The following is a 17,295-nucleotide window of genomic DNA, read 5'->3' on the forward strand; positions in this document are numbered from 1 at the left end:
AAAGTATCTCTGATGGCAGAATCAACTGTGCCAATGCTAATAGTCCTTGATTGTTCATGGTACAAAGGTGCAAATTTTCTATAGAATTAAAGAATTTTCCCCCTGATTTATCGGGTGAGCCCTGTTACCGGACAAGATAGCATCAAATTCATCGACGATACCGATGATCAGCCAATAGATCAACAAAACAGCGACTCTATAGACCTTCGTTATTCCAATGAGTACCAAAGTTGGAAACAAACCTCGGACACGACTTTCCGCAGTTTGTTTAATGGGAACCAACAAGCTGATATCTTGGCCGAACATCCCGTAATGGTGGTATTATGGGCAGGATACGCTTTCTCTAAAGATTATCTAAGTCCCAGAGGGCATATGTATTCCATAGAAGATCTATACAAAAGCCTGCGGACCGGCTCTCCCATGACCCCGACGAGTGGCCCCCAGCCTGCCGCATGCTGGGCATGTAAAAGTCCGGACATACCCCGCTTATTAACGACCACCGATGCCAAGACCTTATATAAGAAGAAATGGGCGGAGCTAGGCAACGAGATCGTAAATCCAATCGGATGCGCAGACTGCCATGAACCGCAAAGCATGGGATTGCGCGTGACCCGCTCATTCTTGAAAAGTGCCTATAAGCGCAACGGATTACGTATAGAGGACGCAACCGAGCAAGAGATGCGATCTCTAGTATGCGCCCAATGCCACGCCGAATATTATTTCCAAGGAGAAGATCGTATACTAACCTTACCTTGGGATCAAGGTTATACGGTAGAAAATATAGAAGCCTATTACGACAGCATAAACTTCACCGATTTCACCCATAAATTAAGCCGGGCACATTTGATAAAGGCGCAACATCCGGATTTCGAGTTATTCCAGATGGGCATTCACGGGCAAAGAGGCGTTTCCTGCGGAGAATGCCATATGCCTGCTGTCGGGGAAGATGAGAACCGGTACAACAACCATCATATCAAAAGCCCGTTGGCGATGATAGACCGTACTTGCCAAGCCTGCCACCGGGAAAGTGAGGAGACCTTACGCAAGGATGTTTATGAACGGCAAAACAAAGTCTACGCCATACGCATGCGTGTAGAGGAAGAATTGACAAAAGCCCATATAGAAGCGAAATTCGCTTGGGACAAAGGCGCTACGGAATCTCAAATGAAAAACGTATTAAAACTGCTCCGGCAGGCACAATGGCGTTGGGACTTCGCCGTGGCCTCACACGGGGCGGCTTTCCACGCGCCCCAAGAAGTCACACGTATCTTGGGCAGCGGACTCGATAAGGCTACCCAAGCCCGCATCCAGATCATGAAGGTCTTAGCGCAGCTAGGCTATACCCAAGATGTTCCGATGCCGGATATCTCCACAAAAGCGAAAGCCCAGCAATATATCGGCCTCGATATGGAAGCCGAGCAACAGGCCAAACAAAAGTTTTTAGAAACCGTCATCCCCCAATGGCAGGAAGAAGCGAGAGCCAATAAACGATTCATCGAAGGTAATTAAGTTCTTTCCTCCAGCTCCAATCCCGGGGTATAAGGTAGCGAGATCGTAAACTTACTACCTACGCCAACCTCGGATTCCAACGATATGCTTCCATGAAACGTATGAACGATACTCTGGCAGATCGCTAACCCCAAGCCTGTACCTTGAGCAAACTCATCCAGTTTCTGGAAACGCTCGAATACCTTTTCCTTTTTATCATCAGGAATGCCCTTACCCGTATCTTTCACGGAAATAAGGATCGATTTTCCATCTGCGCTAAGTTCGTATCCGATCTCGATATATCCCTTAGCGGTAAACTTCACCGCATTATTAATGAAATTGGTACAAACCTGCGTCAACCGGAAATGATCCGAACGGATGATAAGAGGTTCATGGGGAACCCTTATCTTTAACTCCACTCCCTCCGGCATCATCAATTGATGCGTATGGAAGATATCTCCCATCAGTTTACTCAGATCGAGGTTCTCATAAGAGAAAGACATGCTACCGGATTCTATGCGTGATAGATCCAAGATATCGTTGATCAGCTTAAGCAACAGGTCACTGTTTTTGGTAATCAGATCTATAAACTCCGCCTTTTCCTCCGGTTCCAAAGGCATATCCGAATTGAGCAATTGGGAGAAGCCTACGATCGCATTCAGAGGCGTACGTATCTCATGGCTCATATTCGCCAGAAAGACTAATTTCATCCGATCGGATTCCTCCGCTTTCCGGCGGGCGGCTATAAGGCTATTCTCCGTGTCTTTTATCCGCTGGATATTCAAGCATAAGCCACTTACCTCAACAGCTTCGTCATCGGAAACCGAATCTTTCTCATTCTTATTTTGGGCATAGCGAAATTCCCACCACTCATACCCCTTCTTATTAAAGTTACAACGACGTTGCGTCACTTTCCGGGAAAGAAAGCCACTATCCAGCAGATTCCGGTCTCGAAGGAAATTATCCAGTTCTTCAGGATGTATAGCATCCTGAAACTCCTCGATTTTCATCGGCACACAGGGCATACCTAAGTAATGGTAGAATCTATTATCAAACTCGAATACCCCTTTGCTATACCGAAAAGCGAAAATGTTGCCGCTATCCAACGCAAAAGAAAGAAAAGTCTTCTCCCTTTTTAACTTCTCCTGCGCATCCTTCTTATGTAAAGCCTCCTGTATATATCGCTTTCTTTGGTAACTAAAAAGCAGAAGCAACATCACCACCAGAATAAAGCCGGCAGCCCATATATAATATTTATATTGAACGACAAACGGCATATTCGCGATAATAGCTCCTTCCGGCAATTTACTACTATCAATGCTCCATCGTTCTAACACACCGTAATCAAAAACATAAGCCTTGTTACTCTCTTCGATTTGCGGAAAATCGGACGGGGGCGTTCCTTTCAAGATAGAGACGACCCGGTTTACAGCTGCCTCTACCTCATCCTTAAAGACAGTTACATACCCGCCAACTACGCCATTCTGATTTCCGATCAACTCATTGATCACGGAGAAACATGGAAAGGCGCTGAGCCGCCCCAACGAGATTGTCATATAATCCCTCTTGGTTGCCAGATACGCTTTATTATAATAATTCTCGCCGAATCCCTTAATCAGGGCATTCGCCGATTTCGTACTGAGTGTGCTTATATACATCGTATCCGGCTTTATCTTAGGTATATCCGATATCGAAATCCCGTTCTTTCCGGATAAACGTACCCGATCCAAGGAATATATATTGTTCACGGCACAAATATCCTGAATCTGCGCATTCATGTCCGCCAGCATCATATTATCCTGAAAGGTATCGTCCGAGACTCTTATGACGATGCAATTACCAACAAGCCGCCGTATCAATTCTATATTCCTCTTATAATCCGGTTTATCATAAAAGCCCATCATATTCGGATATTTCCGGATGATCGGGATATTGGGATAACTAACCCCCATAAACACGACCGGGATCGATTTAGCGAGGGGATGCCTGCTACTTATCAAAGCGTTCAAGGCTTGATCGTCATTGACCAGAATAATATCTGGGTTCCATGTCGATAACTCATTCAGTTTCTTGAATAATTTCTGTCGCTGTTGCTTCTCCGAATATTGCTCACAATCCAAATAAAAAGAATAGACACTCGCATGTATCCCCTTCTTCCGCAAATCACTCGACATGATTTCCTTCATCTTCTCATAGGCGGGAAAATGTTTTTCGTAAGATTGAATCACGAGTATACGCTTCTCCTCCGATAAGTCTGTAGAGGATTTACATGATATACAGGTAACAAAGAGAAATATGATGGATATTATTCCAAATAAGCGCTTAGCTGGCATATCGTTCCTTTAAGGTGTTTTCTATGACTTTACAAAACTAAAGATTTATTTCGTACATTTGAGCATATTTTTCACGAAATACAATCAAAACATCAAATATATGAAACAAGAAATCCAACTGAACGAACACAACAAGCAAGAGTATCCTCCTATGCACACGGCGGAACATATCTTAAACCAGACAATGGTACGGATGTTCGGATGTCCCAGATCCAAGAACGCACACATAGAGAGGAAGAAGTCTAAATGCGATTATCTATTGGCGGAAGAGCCCAGTGCGGAGGTCATGGCCGAGGTTGAGAAGAAGATAAACGAGGTGATCGACCGGCACCTGCCCGTAACCATCGAGTTCATGCCGAAAGAAGAGGCCGGAGATATCGTGGATTTAAGTAAATTGCCCGACGATGCCAGCGATACATTACGTATCGTACGCATAGGCGATTACGATGCCTGCGCATGTATCGGATCGCACGTGGCGAATACATCCGAGATCGGACATTTCAAGCTGTTGAATTACGACTATGCCGACGGGAGATTACGGCTACGTTTCAAATTGGTATAAAATTTAAAGCAAGCGCAAACGGTCAAATAAAAATATTTTATGTAAGTTTGCAAGCGATTAAAGGAACATTTTAATACAGACATTAAATACAATAGTTATGCAAACAATTGACAATTTCAATTTTGCCGGCAAAAAGGCATTTGTAAGAGTTGACTTTAACGTTCCATTGGACGAAAACTTCAACATCACCGACGACACTCGTATGCGTGCCGCTCTTCCTACATTAAAGAAGATCTTAGCGGATGGTGGTAGCGTAATTATCGGTTCTCACCTAGGTCGTCCGAAAGGCGCTACTGATAAGTTCTCCTTAAAGCACATATTGAAGCACCTTTCTGAGTTGTTAGGCGTAGATGTTCAGTTTGCAAACGACTGTATTGGCGAAGAAGCCGGCGCTAAGGCTGCCGCTTTGCAACCGGGCGAAGCTTTGTTGCTTGAGAACCTTCGTTTCTACGCTGAGGAAGAAGGCAAACCAAGAGGTTTGGCTGAAGACGCTTCCGACGAGGAGAAGAAGGCTGCCAAGAAAGCCGTTAAAGAAAGCCAGAAAGAGTTCACGAAGAGATTGGCCTCTTACGCTGACTGCTATGTAAACGACGCGTTCGGTACCGCTCACCGTGCTCACGCTTCTACGGCTTTGATCGCTGACTACTTCGATACGGACAACAAGATGTTCGGTTATTTGATGGAGAAAGAAGTGAAGGCTGTCGATAAGGTTATGAACGACATCCAACGTCCGTTCACGGCTATCATGGGTGGTTCTAAGGTTTCCTCCAAGATCGAGATCATCGAGAACTTGTTGAACAAGGTAGACAACTTGATCATCACGGGTGGTATGACTTATACTTTCACGAAAGCGCAAGGCGGTAAGATCGGTAAGTCTATCTGCGAGGACGATAAGCTGGATCTTGCTCTTGATTTGATCAAGAAAGCGAAAGAAAAAGGCGTAAACTTGGTATTGGCTGTTGACGCTAAGATCGCTGACGATTTCAGCAACGACGCTAAGACTGATTTCGCTCCGGTAGATCAGATTCCTGATGGTTGGGAAGGTCTTGACATAGGTCCGAAGACCGAGGCTATCTACGCTGACGTTATCAAGAACTCTAAGACGATCCTTTGGAACGGTCCTACGGGTGTATTCGAGTTCGAGAACTTTACGCACGGATCTCGTACGGTTGGCGAGGCTATCGTTGAGGCTACGAAGAACGGCGCTTTCTCTTTAGTAGGTGGTGGCGACTCTGTTGCTTGCGTTAACAAATTCGGTTTGGCTAACGGCGTATCTTACGTTTCTACAGGTGGTGGCGCTCTTCTTGAGGCTATAGAAGGTAAGGTTCTTCCGGGTATCGCAGCTGTAAAAGGCGAGGCTTACAAATAATCAGATAAGTAAGTGATTTAATAAGAAATCCCCCGGGACGCTCGGTATTCATCGAGATGTCCCGGGGGATTTTCTTTGATTTAGTTCCGTATTAATCTTGTTTCAAGATCAAGGCGGAAGAGGCGCTTACGGTAGTTTTACCCTGTACGGAACCTTTACCGTCCAGATAAATCCGACCGTCTTTACAAACCGGAATCCATGTTCCTTCCGGCAGAGAAACCGTTACCGCCTTCCGGTTCCCGTTAAAGATAACCATAATCTTCTTCCAACTATCCCCGTTCGCATGCTCCCCTAAGGTATACGCTACGACACCGGGCTGGTTCACTTCTTGGAATTGAAGGGCCTCCCTCACTCCCTCGGCCGTGGCGATACGGAAAGCCGGGTGCGACTTACGAAGGGCGATCAAATCCTTGTAATAGTTGAAAACATCCTTGTTTTTTGCCTTCAAAGACCAATCGATCTCATTGATTGAATCGGGCGATTGATAGCTGTTATGTACGCCTTTCTTATCGTGCAGCAACTCCTCTCCTGCCCGCATGAAGGGTACTCCTTGCGAGGTGAAGATGATGGTCTGGGCCAACTTGCCGAATCGTATCAACTCATCCGGGGTAGCGTCTTTCGGGGCCGAGAGCTTCAACTTATCCATCAAACAAAGATCATCGTGGCAAGAGACATAGTTGATCACTTGCGTAGGCTTGTTCGCATAAGGCGCTTTGCAATATAATATTTGGTTATAGTCGATTTGCGGATGGCGGATAGCGCCTACAATACCGAACTTAATAGACTCCTCGTTACCTTCCGGCTTTCCGGAGGCGAAACCGGCCTGTGTAGTCTCGAATACGCTTCCTTTTAAAGCATCCCGCAGGTCATCGCTAAATACGGCCACATCATTCAGTTTCGGGGCGTTTACCTTGATCGCCCTCTGATCCTCCGGTAGCGGGGAATCGCTGGCGGTCCAGCCCTCGCCGTATACGAAGATGGAAGGATCTAGTTTAGCTAACTCGGCTTTTACCTCGTTCATGGTCTCTACGTCATGGATGCCCATCAAGTCGAAACGGAAACCATCCACATGGTATTCCTCGGCCCAATATTTCACGGACTCCACGATATAGCGGCGTACCATCGCCCGCTCCGAAGCGGTCTCATTACCACAGCCGGAGGCATCCGAATAGCTTCCGTCCGGTTTATGACGGTAGAAGTAACCGGGAACGGTCAAACTGAAATTCGACCCATCCCCCACGAAGGTATGATTGTAAACCACGTCCATGATCACACGGATACCATTCCGGTGCAACCCCCGCACCATCTCCTTGAACTCACGAATACGAGCCTCGGGATTGTAAGGATCGGTGGAATAGCTCCCCTCGGGGGCGTTATAGTTCTTGGGATCATACCCCCAATTGTACACATTATCTTGCAAGCGAGTCTCGTCCACCGAGCCATAATCATAGGAAGGAAGGATATGGACATGGGTAACGCCCAACTCCTTCAGATGATCCACGCCGGTAGCCACGCCGCCCGGACCTTTCGTGCCGTTCTCCGCCAAGGCGAGAAACTTACCTTTATGCGTCACGCCGGAGTTCGCGGCGATCGAGAAATCCCGATGATGCATCTCGTAGATGATAATATCGGAGAAGCTTTTCAACTCGGGAGATTTATCCGCCTCCCAGCCCTCCGGATCGGTAGCCGCCCAATCGATCACGGCCGCACGGTTTCCATTCACCCCGACGGCTTTCGCCCAGATACCGGGAGTCTCATCCAGCCATTTATCGCCGATACGGATCTGGAAGGTATAGAAGGAACCTTTCAGATCCTCGCTCACGGAGATACGCCACGTACCCTTGTCCGAGGATTTCATCGGCAACTGGCGGATAGGCTCCCCTCCCTCACCGGAGGCGTAAAGATTCAAGCGGACTTCTTCCGCCGTCGGGGCCCAAAGGGTGAACACGGATCTCGTGGGGGAATAGAACAACTCCAGATCGTCTCCCTCATAGGAAGGGTATTCATCAAAGGATTTGTATTCTTTCGGTGAGTTGCAGCTAAGCAACAGCGACAGGTATATAGATACCGGAACTAAGTGTCTCGTCATGGCTGATTCAGTAATTTGTTTTCAATCACAAAGATAGAAGATTCGAATCGGATTCGCCAACGAAACAGAAAAGAAGAGGCGAAAAATCTACCGCAAACGTTTTCGCCTCTTTCGCTCATTCATGCTATATTAGAACGGAACCTCGTTACTGCTACCTTGACTCAAGAAGTCAGCTCCCGCCGATGGGATCGGGGGCATCGGGTCTCCACCGTTCATGGTCGAGGAGAATTCCCTTACCGCTATATCTTCCTCTACGTTCATAAACTTGGCGAACTCGCTCTTAAAGCGCAGCCGGACATCCCCCACGGCACCGTTACGATGCTTGGCGATAATGATCTCGGCAAGACCGATCAGAGAATTTCCCCGCTCATCTTCCGTAATCTTATAATATTCGGGACGGTGGATGAAACATACCATATCGGCATCCTGCTCGATAGCTCCGGACTCACGCAAGTCGGCTAGCTGCGGACGCTTACCTTCCACGCCTTGACGGGCTTCCACACCACGGTTCAACTGCGACAAGGCGATGATCGGGATATTCAATTCCTTAGCCAATCCCTTCAACGAGCGGGAGATCGTACTCACCTCCTGCTCACGGCTACCGAAGTTCATACCGCTAGCGTTCATCAACTGAAGGTAGTCGATAATGATACATTTAATGCCATGCTCGCGCACCAAGCGACGGGCTTTCGTTCGCAGCTCGAAGACGGACAAGCTCGGGGTATCGTCCACGAAGATCGGGGCGTCGTAAAGCTCCTTGATCTTAAAGTCCAGCTGTTCCCACTCGTAGCTCTCCAAGCGTCCGCTCTTGATCTTCTCGCCCGGTATCTCGCAGACATTCACGATCAGACGGTTTACCAACTGCACGTTACTCATCTCGAGCGAGAACAGGGCGACAGGCGTATTGAAATTCACCGCCATATTCTTCGCCATGGAAAGGACGAAAGCCGTCTTACCCATGGCCGGACGGGCGGCGATAATGATAAGGTCGGAATTCTGCCAACCGGAAGTCATCTTATCCAAGCCCTCGAAGCCCGTGCGCAATCCGCTCAGACCTTCCTTCTGGAGGGCCGCCTTTTGCAACATCTCCATAGCGTCCTTGATGACGGGGTTGATCTGGGTGACATCCTTCTTTACGTTACGTTGAGAGATCTCGAACAACTTACCCTCCGCCTCTTGCATCAAGTCCTCTACATCGAGCGTCTCATCAAATGCCTTTCCTTGGATCATCGCCGTGAAAGAGATCAACTCCCTCGCCAGATATTTCTGGGCAATGATCCGGGCGTGATACTCGATATGGGCGCTACTGGCCACCTTGCTGGTAAGTTGAGAGATATAGAACGGTCCGCCTACATCCTCCAATTCTCCCCGTTTCTTCAATTGCTCCGTTACGGTAAGCATATCCACGGGACGCTGGCTCAACGCCAAGTCTACGATAGCGGCATAAATCTTCTCATGCGCTTTCTCATAGAAACACTCCGGCTTCAAGATCTCGCTGACGATCGAGTACGCGTCTTTCTCCAGCATCAACGCACCCAACACAGCCTCCTCCAACTCACGGGCCTGTGGCTGAAGACGCCCCATATCGGGGAGCATCTCCACAGGCTTTTTCCTTCCTCTTCCTGTATTTCTTGTTCCTTCTGCCATCATTCTTTCTATTTGGGGAGTCAAAGGTAATATCTTTTACCCATTTCTGAAAAAGATTCTTTATATTTAGGAATTAAAACCTGTCGAATCATGAAAGCGTATTTTATCGGATTAGTTATCATGGGCGGCTGCCTATTATACGGCTGCCATACCAAACAAAAGAAAGGGGAAAACAGTAGCGACTACTCAGCCGACTCCCAATCCATAGCACGGCAAGATACCCTACCGTTACCGACTGATACCCATGCCGCATCTTCAGTTTCCACGGAAGGATGGACCGCCAAGCAGATACGGGACAGCATAGAATTGTTCTTCGGCAAGGAATACGATACCCTTCCCCCGCATCTACGGAAGATCCGCAGAAACATGGCCTCCCTCTGGAACACGGACGACTCCGTCTTCCTACAGCTTATCATAGTGGAAGCTCCGTATGTAAAAGCATTTAAGACGTATGTATTCGACTCGCCCCTCATCCGGATCAGCGGAGGCCCTTACGACCGGTCGCCCGAGGAATCTCTTTGCGAGGACACCACCCACTTCTCCATGCGAGTAAGCCCGAATGTCTACCCAACCAACATCGAACGGATCGAGATCGCCATCACCAACCATACCGGCCTAGAAGGGATGGGAGGCGAAAGTTATTTCATCGAGCATTTCGACGGGAAGGCATGGAAAGGGGTCCCGCAACCCAACTTTTTTGTTGATATCGGCTATCCGATCTTTCCAAACGAGACAAGAGACGATTTCTCGGCCACCTTACTGCCAGAGCTCAAGGAAAACCCTCCGGGATTGTACCGGGTGCGCAAGACCGTCATCACCGGACAGGGCGCCGGCATCGTCCATTATCCTTTGGCCGCCACGTTCTACCTATCCGATAACCCGGAAGATTATGAGGAATACACACGCTTCGCCAGCCGGCTCCACGAGCCTCGCCCCATGGCCGAGTTCAAGGGAGGGAGAGAAGCCATGATCCGTTTCTTCGAACAGAACCTGCGTTATCCCGAATCTTATAAAGGTACGGGCACGAAGGTACGACTCTTCTACTCCTTCACGATCGATTCCTTAGGAATGTTACAGAATCCCGTAAGCCTACCCGAGAATATACTGTATCCTCGCGATACGGGGAAAACCTACGGTGAGTTCCGCGATGAAGCCTTACGGGTACTCCGGTTGATGCCCGCATGGGAACCCGCCGTAAGCCGTATCCATGGTCCGGCCAGCATAGATACCGGGCTCTTCTTCTACTTCAACGAAGAGGGGAAATGCGGGATTGAATAGACGGCCAGTACTGCCTAAGAAGTATTGGAGTACTTCTTAGACAGTACTCGGGTACTTCCATGAAAGTACTCCAGTACTATTACCAGAAGTATCGCAATACTCTCAGAGAAGTAAGCCTATGCTAACGTAAACTGGCAACAATATTGCTGTCAGCATACAGCGACATAACTTTACTTACGTAAAAAAGTATTATCTTTGCACCCGTAAAAAGTAATTTTCAAATTATGGACGACAGTATCCCGCTAGAAACAAAACAGAGTATGAACTAACGAGGCGGAGGGTTTCATTGATCCTCTGCTCGGATTAAACACGAAAGGAGGCAATAATGAGACAATTTCTTTATTGTGAGGCCGGTTATGTGGAGAAGAACCAATGGCTTCCTAACAGTTGGGTAAACGTAGAGTGCCCGACTCCCGAAGATCTTCAATTCTTGATGGATCGATTTAACGTACCCGAATCATTCTTGAGCGATATAGCCGATACGGACGAGCGTCCCCGTATCGAGTACGAGGGGAATTGGTTGCTTACCATCTTACGTATCCCGTTGCAGAACCAAGATCATGACATCCCGTTCAATACGGTGCCGATCGGTATCATCACGAACAATGAGATCATCGTAAGCGTATGTTACCATAAGACGGACTTGATCCCCGATTTCATCCGCTATACCCAACGGAAGGAACTCCAGATTAAAAACAAGTATGAGTTGATCCTCCGGCTGATCCACTCATCGGCCGTATGGTTCCTTAAATACCTGAAACAAATCAATTACGCCGTCACCGAGGCGGAAAAGGCGTTGGAGAAAAGCATCCGCAACGAGGATCTGCTAGCGTTGATGAAGCTGGAGAAGAGCATGGTATTCTTCAACACCTCCATCCGCGGGAATGAGGTGATGCTGGCCAAGCTCCAGAATATTTTCCAAGAGCCGGAATATATCGACAAGGATTTGGTGGAGGACGTGGAGATCGAGTTGAAACAGGCCCATAACACGGTAAATATCTATAGCGATATTCTTACGGGTACGATGGACGCTTTCGCCTCTATCATCTCCAACAACGTAAACACGATCATGAAACGTATGACATCACTTTCCATTATCTTAATGGTTCCGACATTAATCGCTAGCTTCTACGGGATGAACGTCCCGATCTACATGGAGGATATGCCGCATGGTTTCGTGGTTATCATCTTGCTCTCGATCTTGCTATCCGCTACGGCCTTTTTTATATTCAGGAAGATCAAATGGTTCTAGGATATCAAATAAATAAACCGGACGCAGATCACCCGTGCTTGTCGGTGTCATCTGCGTCCGGTAAATATCAAATTCGGTATATCTTTATCTTGGCTTACTTATGCGTATCCTCGAGGATATAACGCAAGGTTCCGGCATTTACCAAGTCCTCTTGCGAGATGGTGTAGCCCTTTAGCTTTTTATCGCCGGCGAAAACGTCCTTGATGTAGATCGCTTCCGGATTACTATGCTTAGACTCGATTACCAATTCGCCTTTAGGATAGAATTTCTTGTCGAGCTGGATCGTAACCTTATCGAAAGTCGGGGAAGTCAATACATAGTTCACGTCGCCCGGACAAGCTGGGTAGAAGCCCATCATGGAGAAAATAGCCCAAGCGGACATCGTACCTGTATCCTCGTTACCCGGGACACCGTTCGGGGCGTTATGATAGCAATCCTTCAACAACTGACGGACCAACTTCTGAGTACGCCAAGCCTCTCCCTTGAAATAGCTAAACAAATAAGGATAAGCAATATCCGGCTCGTTGGCGGGATCATAATTGCCGTCATCGAATACCTTCTGCAAATGATCGACAAATTTCTTATCGCCTCCCATCAATTTGGCCAGTCCCTTGATATCGTGAGGAACATAAAACGTATAATTCCATGCGTTGCCTTCATGGAAACCGGGACTAGGCTCGAAGTTCTCGCCTTGTTTCGGATCGAACGGAGAGTAGAAAGTGCCATCCGGCAAGATAGGACGCAGCGTTCCGAACTCCTTGCTATAATAATGTTTGTAACCTAAAGAACGGTCACGGAATAACTTGGCATCCTCTTTCTTACCCAAGGCTTGAGCGAAATTAGCCAAGTTCCAGTCGGCGATATAATATTCCAGCGCATGAGATACGGAGTTATCGTATTGCTCACGCAAAGGAACATAGCCCTTGCTGAAATAATCGTTCGCGTCCGGACGAAGCAGGTTGAACTCTCCCGAGGTAGTAGCGCCTTTACGCATCGCCTCATAAGCGGTTTGCTCATCAAAGTCACGCAAGCCGCGCATCCATGCGTCTACGATATACGGGATCGAGGGATCGCCCTCCATCGTAAAGGTCTCACGTCCGTAAAGCTCCCATTTCGGTAACCAACCGTTTTCCCGATACATATCCAGCATCGTACGGATAATATCCAATTGACGCTCCGGATAGAGCAAGGTCATCAAGGTACTTACGTTGCGGTACGTATCCCACAAGGAGAAGACCGTATAACGGTTTCCGGTGGTATGGCCTACTTTCAGGCTCTCCATCATCGGGTACTCGCCGTTCACGTCTTGCAGGATATTCGGATGGATCAGCAAATGATACATACCGGTATAGAATATCGTTTTCTCGTCTTTCGTACCCCCTTCCACTTGTACCTTGGAAAGATCCTTGTTCCACATCGTACTAGCCGCCGTACGGACCTTGTCGAAATCGAAGCCGGGCTGCTCCGTATTCATGTTCAGGCGGGCGTTCTCGATGCTCACGTACGAGATACCCATCTTCACCTCGATAGCCTCGCCCTCGTCCGTATCGTAATCGAACCATACGCCGACATCGTCTCCGCTCATCTCACGGGTATAACTGGTATATAACTTATACTTGCCGGAGTAGATATCCCATTCGGCCTCTACCCCCTTCATCTCACGTTGTTTCTTCCAATAACCCATCTTCTTCGGGGCCTTGTTTACCTTCATCACGAAGTAAACCGGGAATACGGCCTGTGGATTATAGCAGAACGTACCTAAAAGCTTACTCCCCTCGATCTCCGTATCATTCACGATACGTACCGTGGCGCCGGTCTCGTTCGTCAAGCCCTCGCCTAGGTTCAAGAGGATATGGCTCTCCCCTTTCGGGAAGGTAAAACAGCTCAAGCCCGTACGCATGCTGGCAGTAGCCTCCGCCTTGATATTATACTTGGTCAAGGTATTGCTATAATAACCGGGGTGAGCCACCTCGTCCTTGTACTCACTGCCGTAAGCCTTATAGTCCACGTTCAACTCGCCCGTCGTCGGCATCAATAGCAAACCTCCCAGCTCCGGGCATCCCACGCCGCTCAAGCTGCCGTGAGCGAATCCCGTAAAGAATTTATTGTCTGCCGAGTAAGGAGTAGACCACCATTGACTATCCTTGTCAAAACGGTTCTTCTCCGACCCCATGACGTTGAAAGGAACCACGCTCATCATACCCTGCGGACAAACCGCACCGGGATTCGTCGTACCGTAATTGCTCGTACCGATGAAGGGGTTCACATAATCTACCGGTTGCTGAGCCGTAGCGAACAGACTGCCACACAACAGGAAGGTCATTAACTGTTTCTTCATTTGATAAATGTATTTTAGTTGATAATTAATTGATTCATACTTACCAGATCACGATCTCATCCGTGAAGATGAAACCCTTATTTGCCTCTTTTGCCTTGATACGGATATAACGGGCTTTCCAATCGCCGTTAAACGTATATTCCTGAAAAGACAGGTCTTTATCCGTATTGGATATCGTAGTAGGGATAACTCCCTGCGAGATATAGCTCTCCCCGTCTTCCGATGTCAGCAACTCCACCTCTCCCGGTTGGTACACGCCCGGGCCGATCAATTGCATAAAGCGGGACGATACCTTATGGATATCCGTCACCTCGCCCATGTCCACCACGCAATCCAAGTCATTCAAATAACCCTGCCAACGACCGTCCAGATAAGTCAAGCCTCCCCTGTAGCCGTCCAGCAAGGCGTTCATGCCACCCGCCATATAACCGCTATACAGCTTACTATTATAATGTATAGGCTTATTGATACCCCGGTGATAATCCACCTTCTTCTCGGTAGGCGTTCCTTGAAGCTGCCCGTCACGGAAGATAGCGGCCTTGATATCAGCGGAGTCTTTCACCACGATCGGGCCGTTATAGACCCGGGAAGAGGCGGCGGGAATAGAGCCGTCTGTCGTGTAACGTATCTCCGCCGGATATTTCTCCGCATCCAACATGACCTTGATCTCTCGCCGCAAGGTATCTACCTCCATCGTGGTCTCGATCTCGTCCGAGAGCGTAAACGTATGGATACCCATCCGTTGCAGAACCGGGATATTCGCGTTCATACGAGGCTTAAAATCCTCCCAACTACGATCCTCTTGCGGAGTCCATCCGATCTCGGCGACCGCTAAGGCACGAGGGAACATCATATACTCCAGATGCTTCTCATCCTTGATATACTCCGTCCATGTATTCGCCTGTACCCCTAGGATATGCTTACTTTCCTCGGCAGTCAACGAATCCACAGGCACTGGATTATAACTGTACGCCCGCTTGATCGGCGTATAACCGCCGATGGCATACGGCTGTGTCTTCGGATCGGCTTGATAGAAATCGAAATACATATAACCACCCGGTGTCATGACCACGTCGTGTCCCATGCGGGCGGACTTGATTCCCCCTTCCTCGCCCCGCCAAGACATGACGGTAGCCTCCGGAGCCAAGCCCCCTTCCAGAATCTCATCCCAACCGATCAATTTGCGGCCTTTGGAAATCAGGAATTTCTCGGCACGATGAATCATATAGCTCTGCAACTCATCCACGTCCTTCATCCCATTCCGGCGCATCAAGCCTTGACATTTCGGGCAGGTCTTCCAAGCTCCCTTCCCGGCCTCGTCTCCCCCGATATGGATATATTCGGAAGGGAACAACTCGATCACCTCGGACAATACATCCTCCATAAACGTAAACGATTTCTCGTTGCCGATGCAGAAATCACCCGTCGTATAAGGTTTGCCGGCACAACTCAACTCCGGGTACGCCACGAACACCTCGTCCGAATGCCCCGGGAATTCGATTTCCGGTATTATATTAATATGCCGGGCCGTAGCGTAATCCACGATCTCACGGATATCTTCTTTCGTAAAATAACCGCCATATGCCCCCGGAGTTCCTTCCGGCAGATACTTGCGATCCTTTCCATCCCACCATTTCTGCCAATCGGATTCCGTACGGAAAGCCACGTCCGTAGTCAGTTTCGGGTATTTATCCATCTGGATACGCCAACCACCGGCATCCGTTAAATGTATATGAAGCGTATTCAATTTATAATAAGACATGACGTTTAATAACTTCATCACCTCCTCTTTCGGGAAGAAATGACGGGAGACATCCAGATGCAAGCCACGATACGGGAAACGGGGATTATCTTGGATCGATACGCAAGGAATCCCTTTCGACGTATACAGCTGGCGCAACGTTTGTTCCCCGTAAAACAATCCGGATTTAGAGGCGGCTCTCAACTCGATCCCCTTCTTGGTCACATTCAACGCATATCCCTCCGGATTTCCGCCATTGAAAGACTCATCGACCACGTAACGGATCGTACCCGATTGATCATTCCCGAATACGAGATTACTATCTACTTTGAAATAACCGCCAGTCACCTCGATATGGGCCGGCTTAGGGATTAAATTCACCTGCGGAACCTCCTTGGGAGCACAGGAAAAAAGTAGCGAGGAACAAGCGAGAGCAAGTCCGGTTACTTTCATGCAAGACCGTTTTGGCAACGTCATAATACTTATTTTTTAGTTGTGTTATTCTTGGTGTGTAAATATACAACAATAATAGACAATATCAAAAAAGCGGAAAGACTATCGTCTCCCCGCTTCAGAGTTATTTTAAGATGTATATCTTCTAAAATTAACGTCTAGGAATTGCTTCTTTTACAACCATCTGACGACCTTCGTACTCAGCTTGGTTTAATTCCTCGATAGCTTTTTGAGCCTCGTCTACGTTAGGCATTTCAGCGAAAGCAAAACCCTTAGAACGTCTAGTATCACGATCAACAATTAACTTTACTGAATCAACAACACCATACTCTTCTAATACTTGTTGCAAATCAGACTCTCTTACTCGATAACTCAAGTTTCCAATGTAAATATTCATACGAAAAAAATTAAAAATAAATTAATAATAAAACAAGTGATGTTAGTGAAGATCGATTTCTAGAAGAATATATTATCATTACTGAGAATAGAAACTCGAAGATAAAGAGCAAGACAAACTATCTTTTGTTTGTTGGCACAAAGGAAAGCATTCTTTTTGGATTACCAACTATAAAACCTAATTTATTTTCAAAATAATTCACTTTATCCTCAGAAGACTACTTATATGGGCTCACCCGATAAACCTGGGGGATTAAGCATACAGCTTTGTAAGTCTGAAAAGAAAGAATTTTATATCCGTTACTCCTCTTAAAGCAGCTCTAAACGCCTTAATTTTAGCATTAAAAGA

The 17,295-nt window shown here is 47.6% G+C and carries 10 protein-coding genes and 1 pseudogene; 5 read left to right on the plus strand and 6 right to left on the minus strand.

Translation table 11 applies throughout. The annotated features are described in order from the left end of the window. Window positions 1-141: 141 nt before the first annotated feature. A pseudogene (nrfA, locus tag NBH16_RS22405) lies at window positions 142-1,509 on the plus strand (ammonia-forming cytochrome c nitrite reductase); the annotation flags it as partial. Here nrfA and NBH16_RS22410 read toward each other — a convergent pair. Further along, window positions 1,506-3,821 (minus strand): sensor histidine kinase, encoded by a 2,316-nt coding sequence (locus NBH16_RS22410; RefSeq protein WP_048928234.1) that lies wholly within the window; start codon window positions 3,819-3,821, stop codon window positions 1,506-1,508. The pseudogene nrfA and the gene NBH16_RS22410 overlap by 4 nt on opposite strands. 100 nt (window positions 3,822-3,921) lie before the next feature. Here NBH16_RS22410 and NBH16_RS22415 point away from each other — a divergent pair, with 100 nt between their 5' ends. Then, the gene (locus tag NBH16_RS22415) at window positions 3,922-4,383 is read left to right on the plus strand and encodes an alanyl-tRNA editing protein (protein ID WP_008772406.1); all 462 of its coding nucleotides are present in this window, start codon (window positions 3,922-3,924) and stop codon (window positions 4,381-4,383) included. Window positions 4,384-4,480: 97 nt separating this feature from the next. Continuing rightward, window positions 4,481-5,752, plus strand: coding sequence for a phosphoglycerate kinase (locus NBH16_RS22420; protein WP_005862970.1), 1,272 nt, complete (start codon window positions 4,481-4,483; stop codon window positions 5,750-5,752). A gap of 91 nt (window positions 5,753-5,843) precedes the next feature. Here NBH16_RS22420 and pulA read toward each other — a convergent pair whose 3' ends face one another. Both pulA and dnaB read right to left on the minus strand, forming a co-directional pair. Next, window positions 5,844-7,841 (minus strand): type I pullulanase, encoded by a 1,998-nt coding sequence (gene pulA, locus NBH16_RS22425; RefSeq protein ID WP_250789084.1) that lies wholly within the window; start codon window positions 7,839-7,841, stop codon window positions 5,844-5,846. Between the two features lie 129 nt (window positions 7,842-7,970). Further along, window positions 7,971-9,488 (minus strand): replicative DNA helicase, encoded by a 1,518-nt coding sequence (dnaB, locus tag NBH16_RS22430; RefSeq protein ID WP_008772408.1) that lies wholly within the window; start codon window positions 9,486-9,488, stop codon window positions 7,971-7,973. Between the two features lie 90 nt (window positions 9,489-9,578). Between dnaB and NBH16_RS22435 the strand changes: the two genes are divergently transcribed. Both NBH16_RS22435 and NBH16_RS22440 read left to right on the plus strand, forming a co-directional pair. Next, complete coding sequence (locus tag NBH16_RS22435; protein ID WP_250789085.1) at window positions 9,579-10,766, plus strand: immunoglobulin-like domain-containing protein; 1,188 nt, start codon at window positions 9,579-9,581, stop codon at window positions 10,764-10,766. Window positions 10,767-11,091: 325 nt separating this feature from the next. Next, a complete protein-coding gene (locus NBH16_RS22440; protein ID WP_005862977.1) occupies window positions 11,092-12,018 on the plus strand; it encodes a magnesium transporter CorA family protein in 927 nt (308 codons plus the stop codon). A gap of 94 nt (window positions 12,019-12,112) precedes the next feature. Here the strand turns inward: NBH16_RS22440 and NBH16_RS22445 are convergent, their stop codons facing one another. From NBH16_RS22445 to rbp, 3 genes are all read right to left on the minus strand, one after another. Continuing rightward, window positions 12,113-14,356, minus strand: coding sequence for a GH92 family glycosyl hydrolase (locus tag NBH16_RS22445; RefSeq protein WP_250789086.1), 2,244 nt, complete (start codon window positions 14,354-14,356; stop codon window positions 12,113-12,115). 40 nt (window positions 14,357-14,396) lie between these two features. Next, window positions 14,397-16,574 carry a glycoside hydrolase family 20 protein gene (locus tag NBH16_RS22450; protein WP_250789087.1) on the minus strand — a complete coding sequence of 726 codons (2,178 nt, stop codon included), beginning with the start codon at window positions 16,572-16,574 and terminating at the stop codon, window positions 14,397-14,399. Window positions 16,575-16,701: 127 nt separating this feature from the next. Then, window positions 16,702-16,947: an RNA-binding regulator gene (gene rbp, locus NBH16_RS22455; protein WP_005862983.1), complete on the minus strand. Its 246-nt coding sequence runs from the start codon at window positions 16,945-16,947 to the stop codon at window positions 16,702-16,704. Window positions 16,948-17,295: the final 348 nt, after the last annotated feature.

Source organism: Parabacteroides sp. Y3-G-102 (assembly GCF_023656845.1).
GTDB classification, from domain to species: domain Bacteria; phylum Bacteroidota; class Bacteroidia; order Bacteroidales; family Tannerellaceae; genus Parabacteroides; species Parabacteroides distasonis.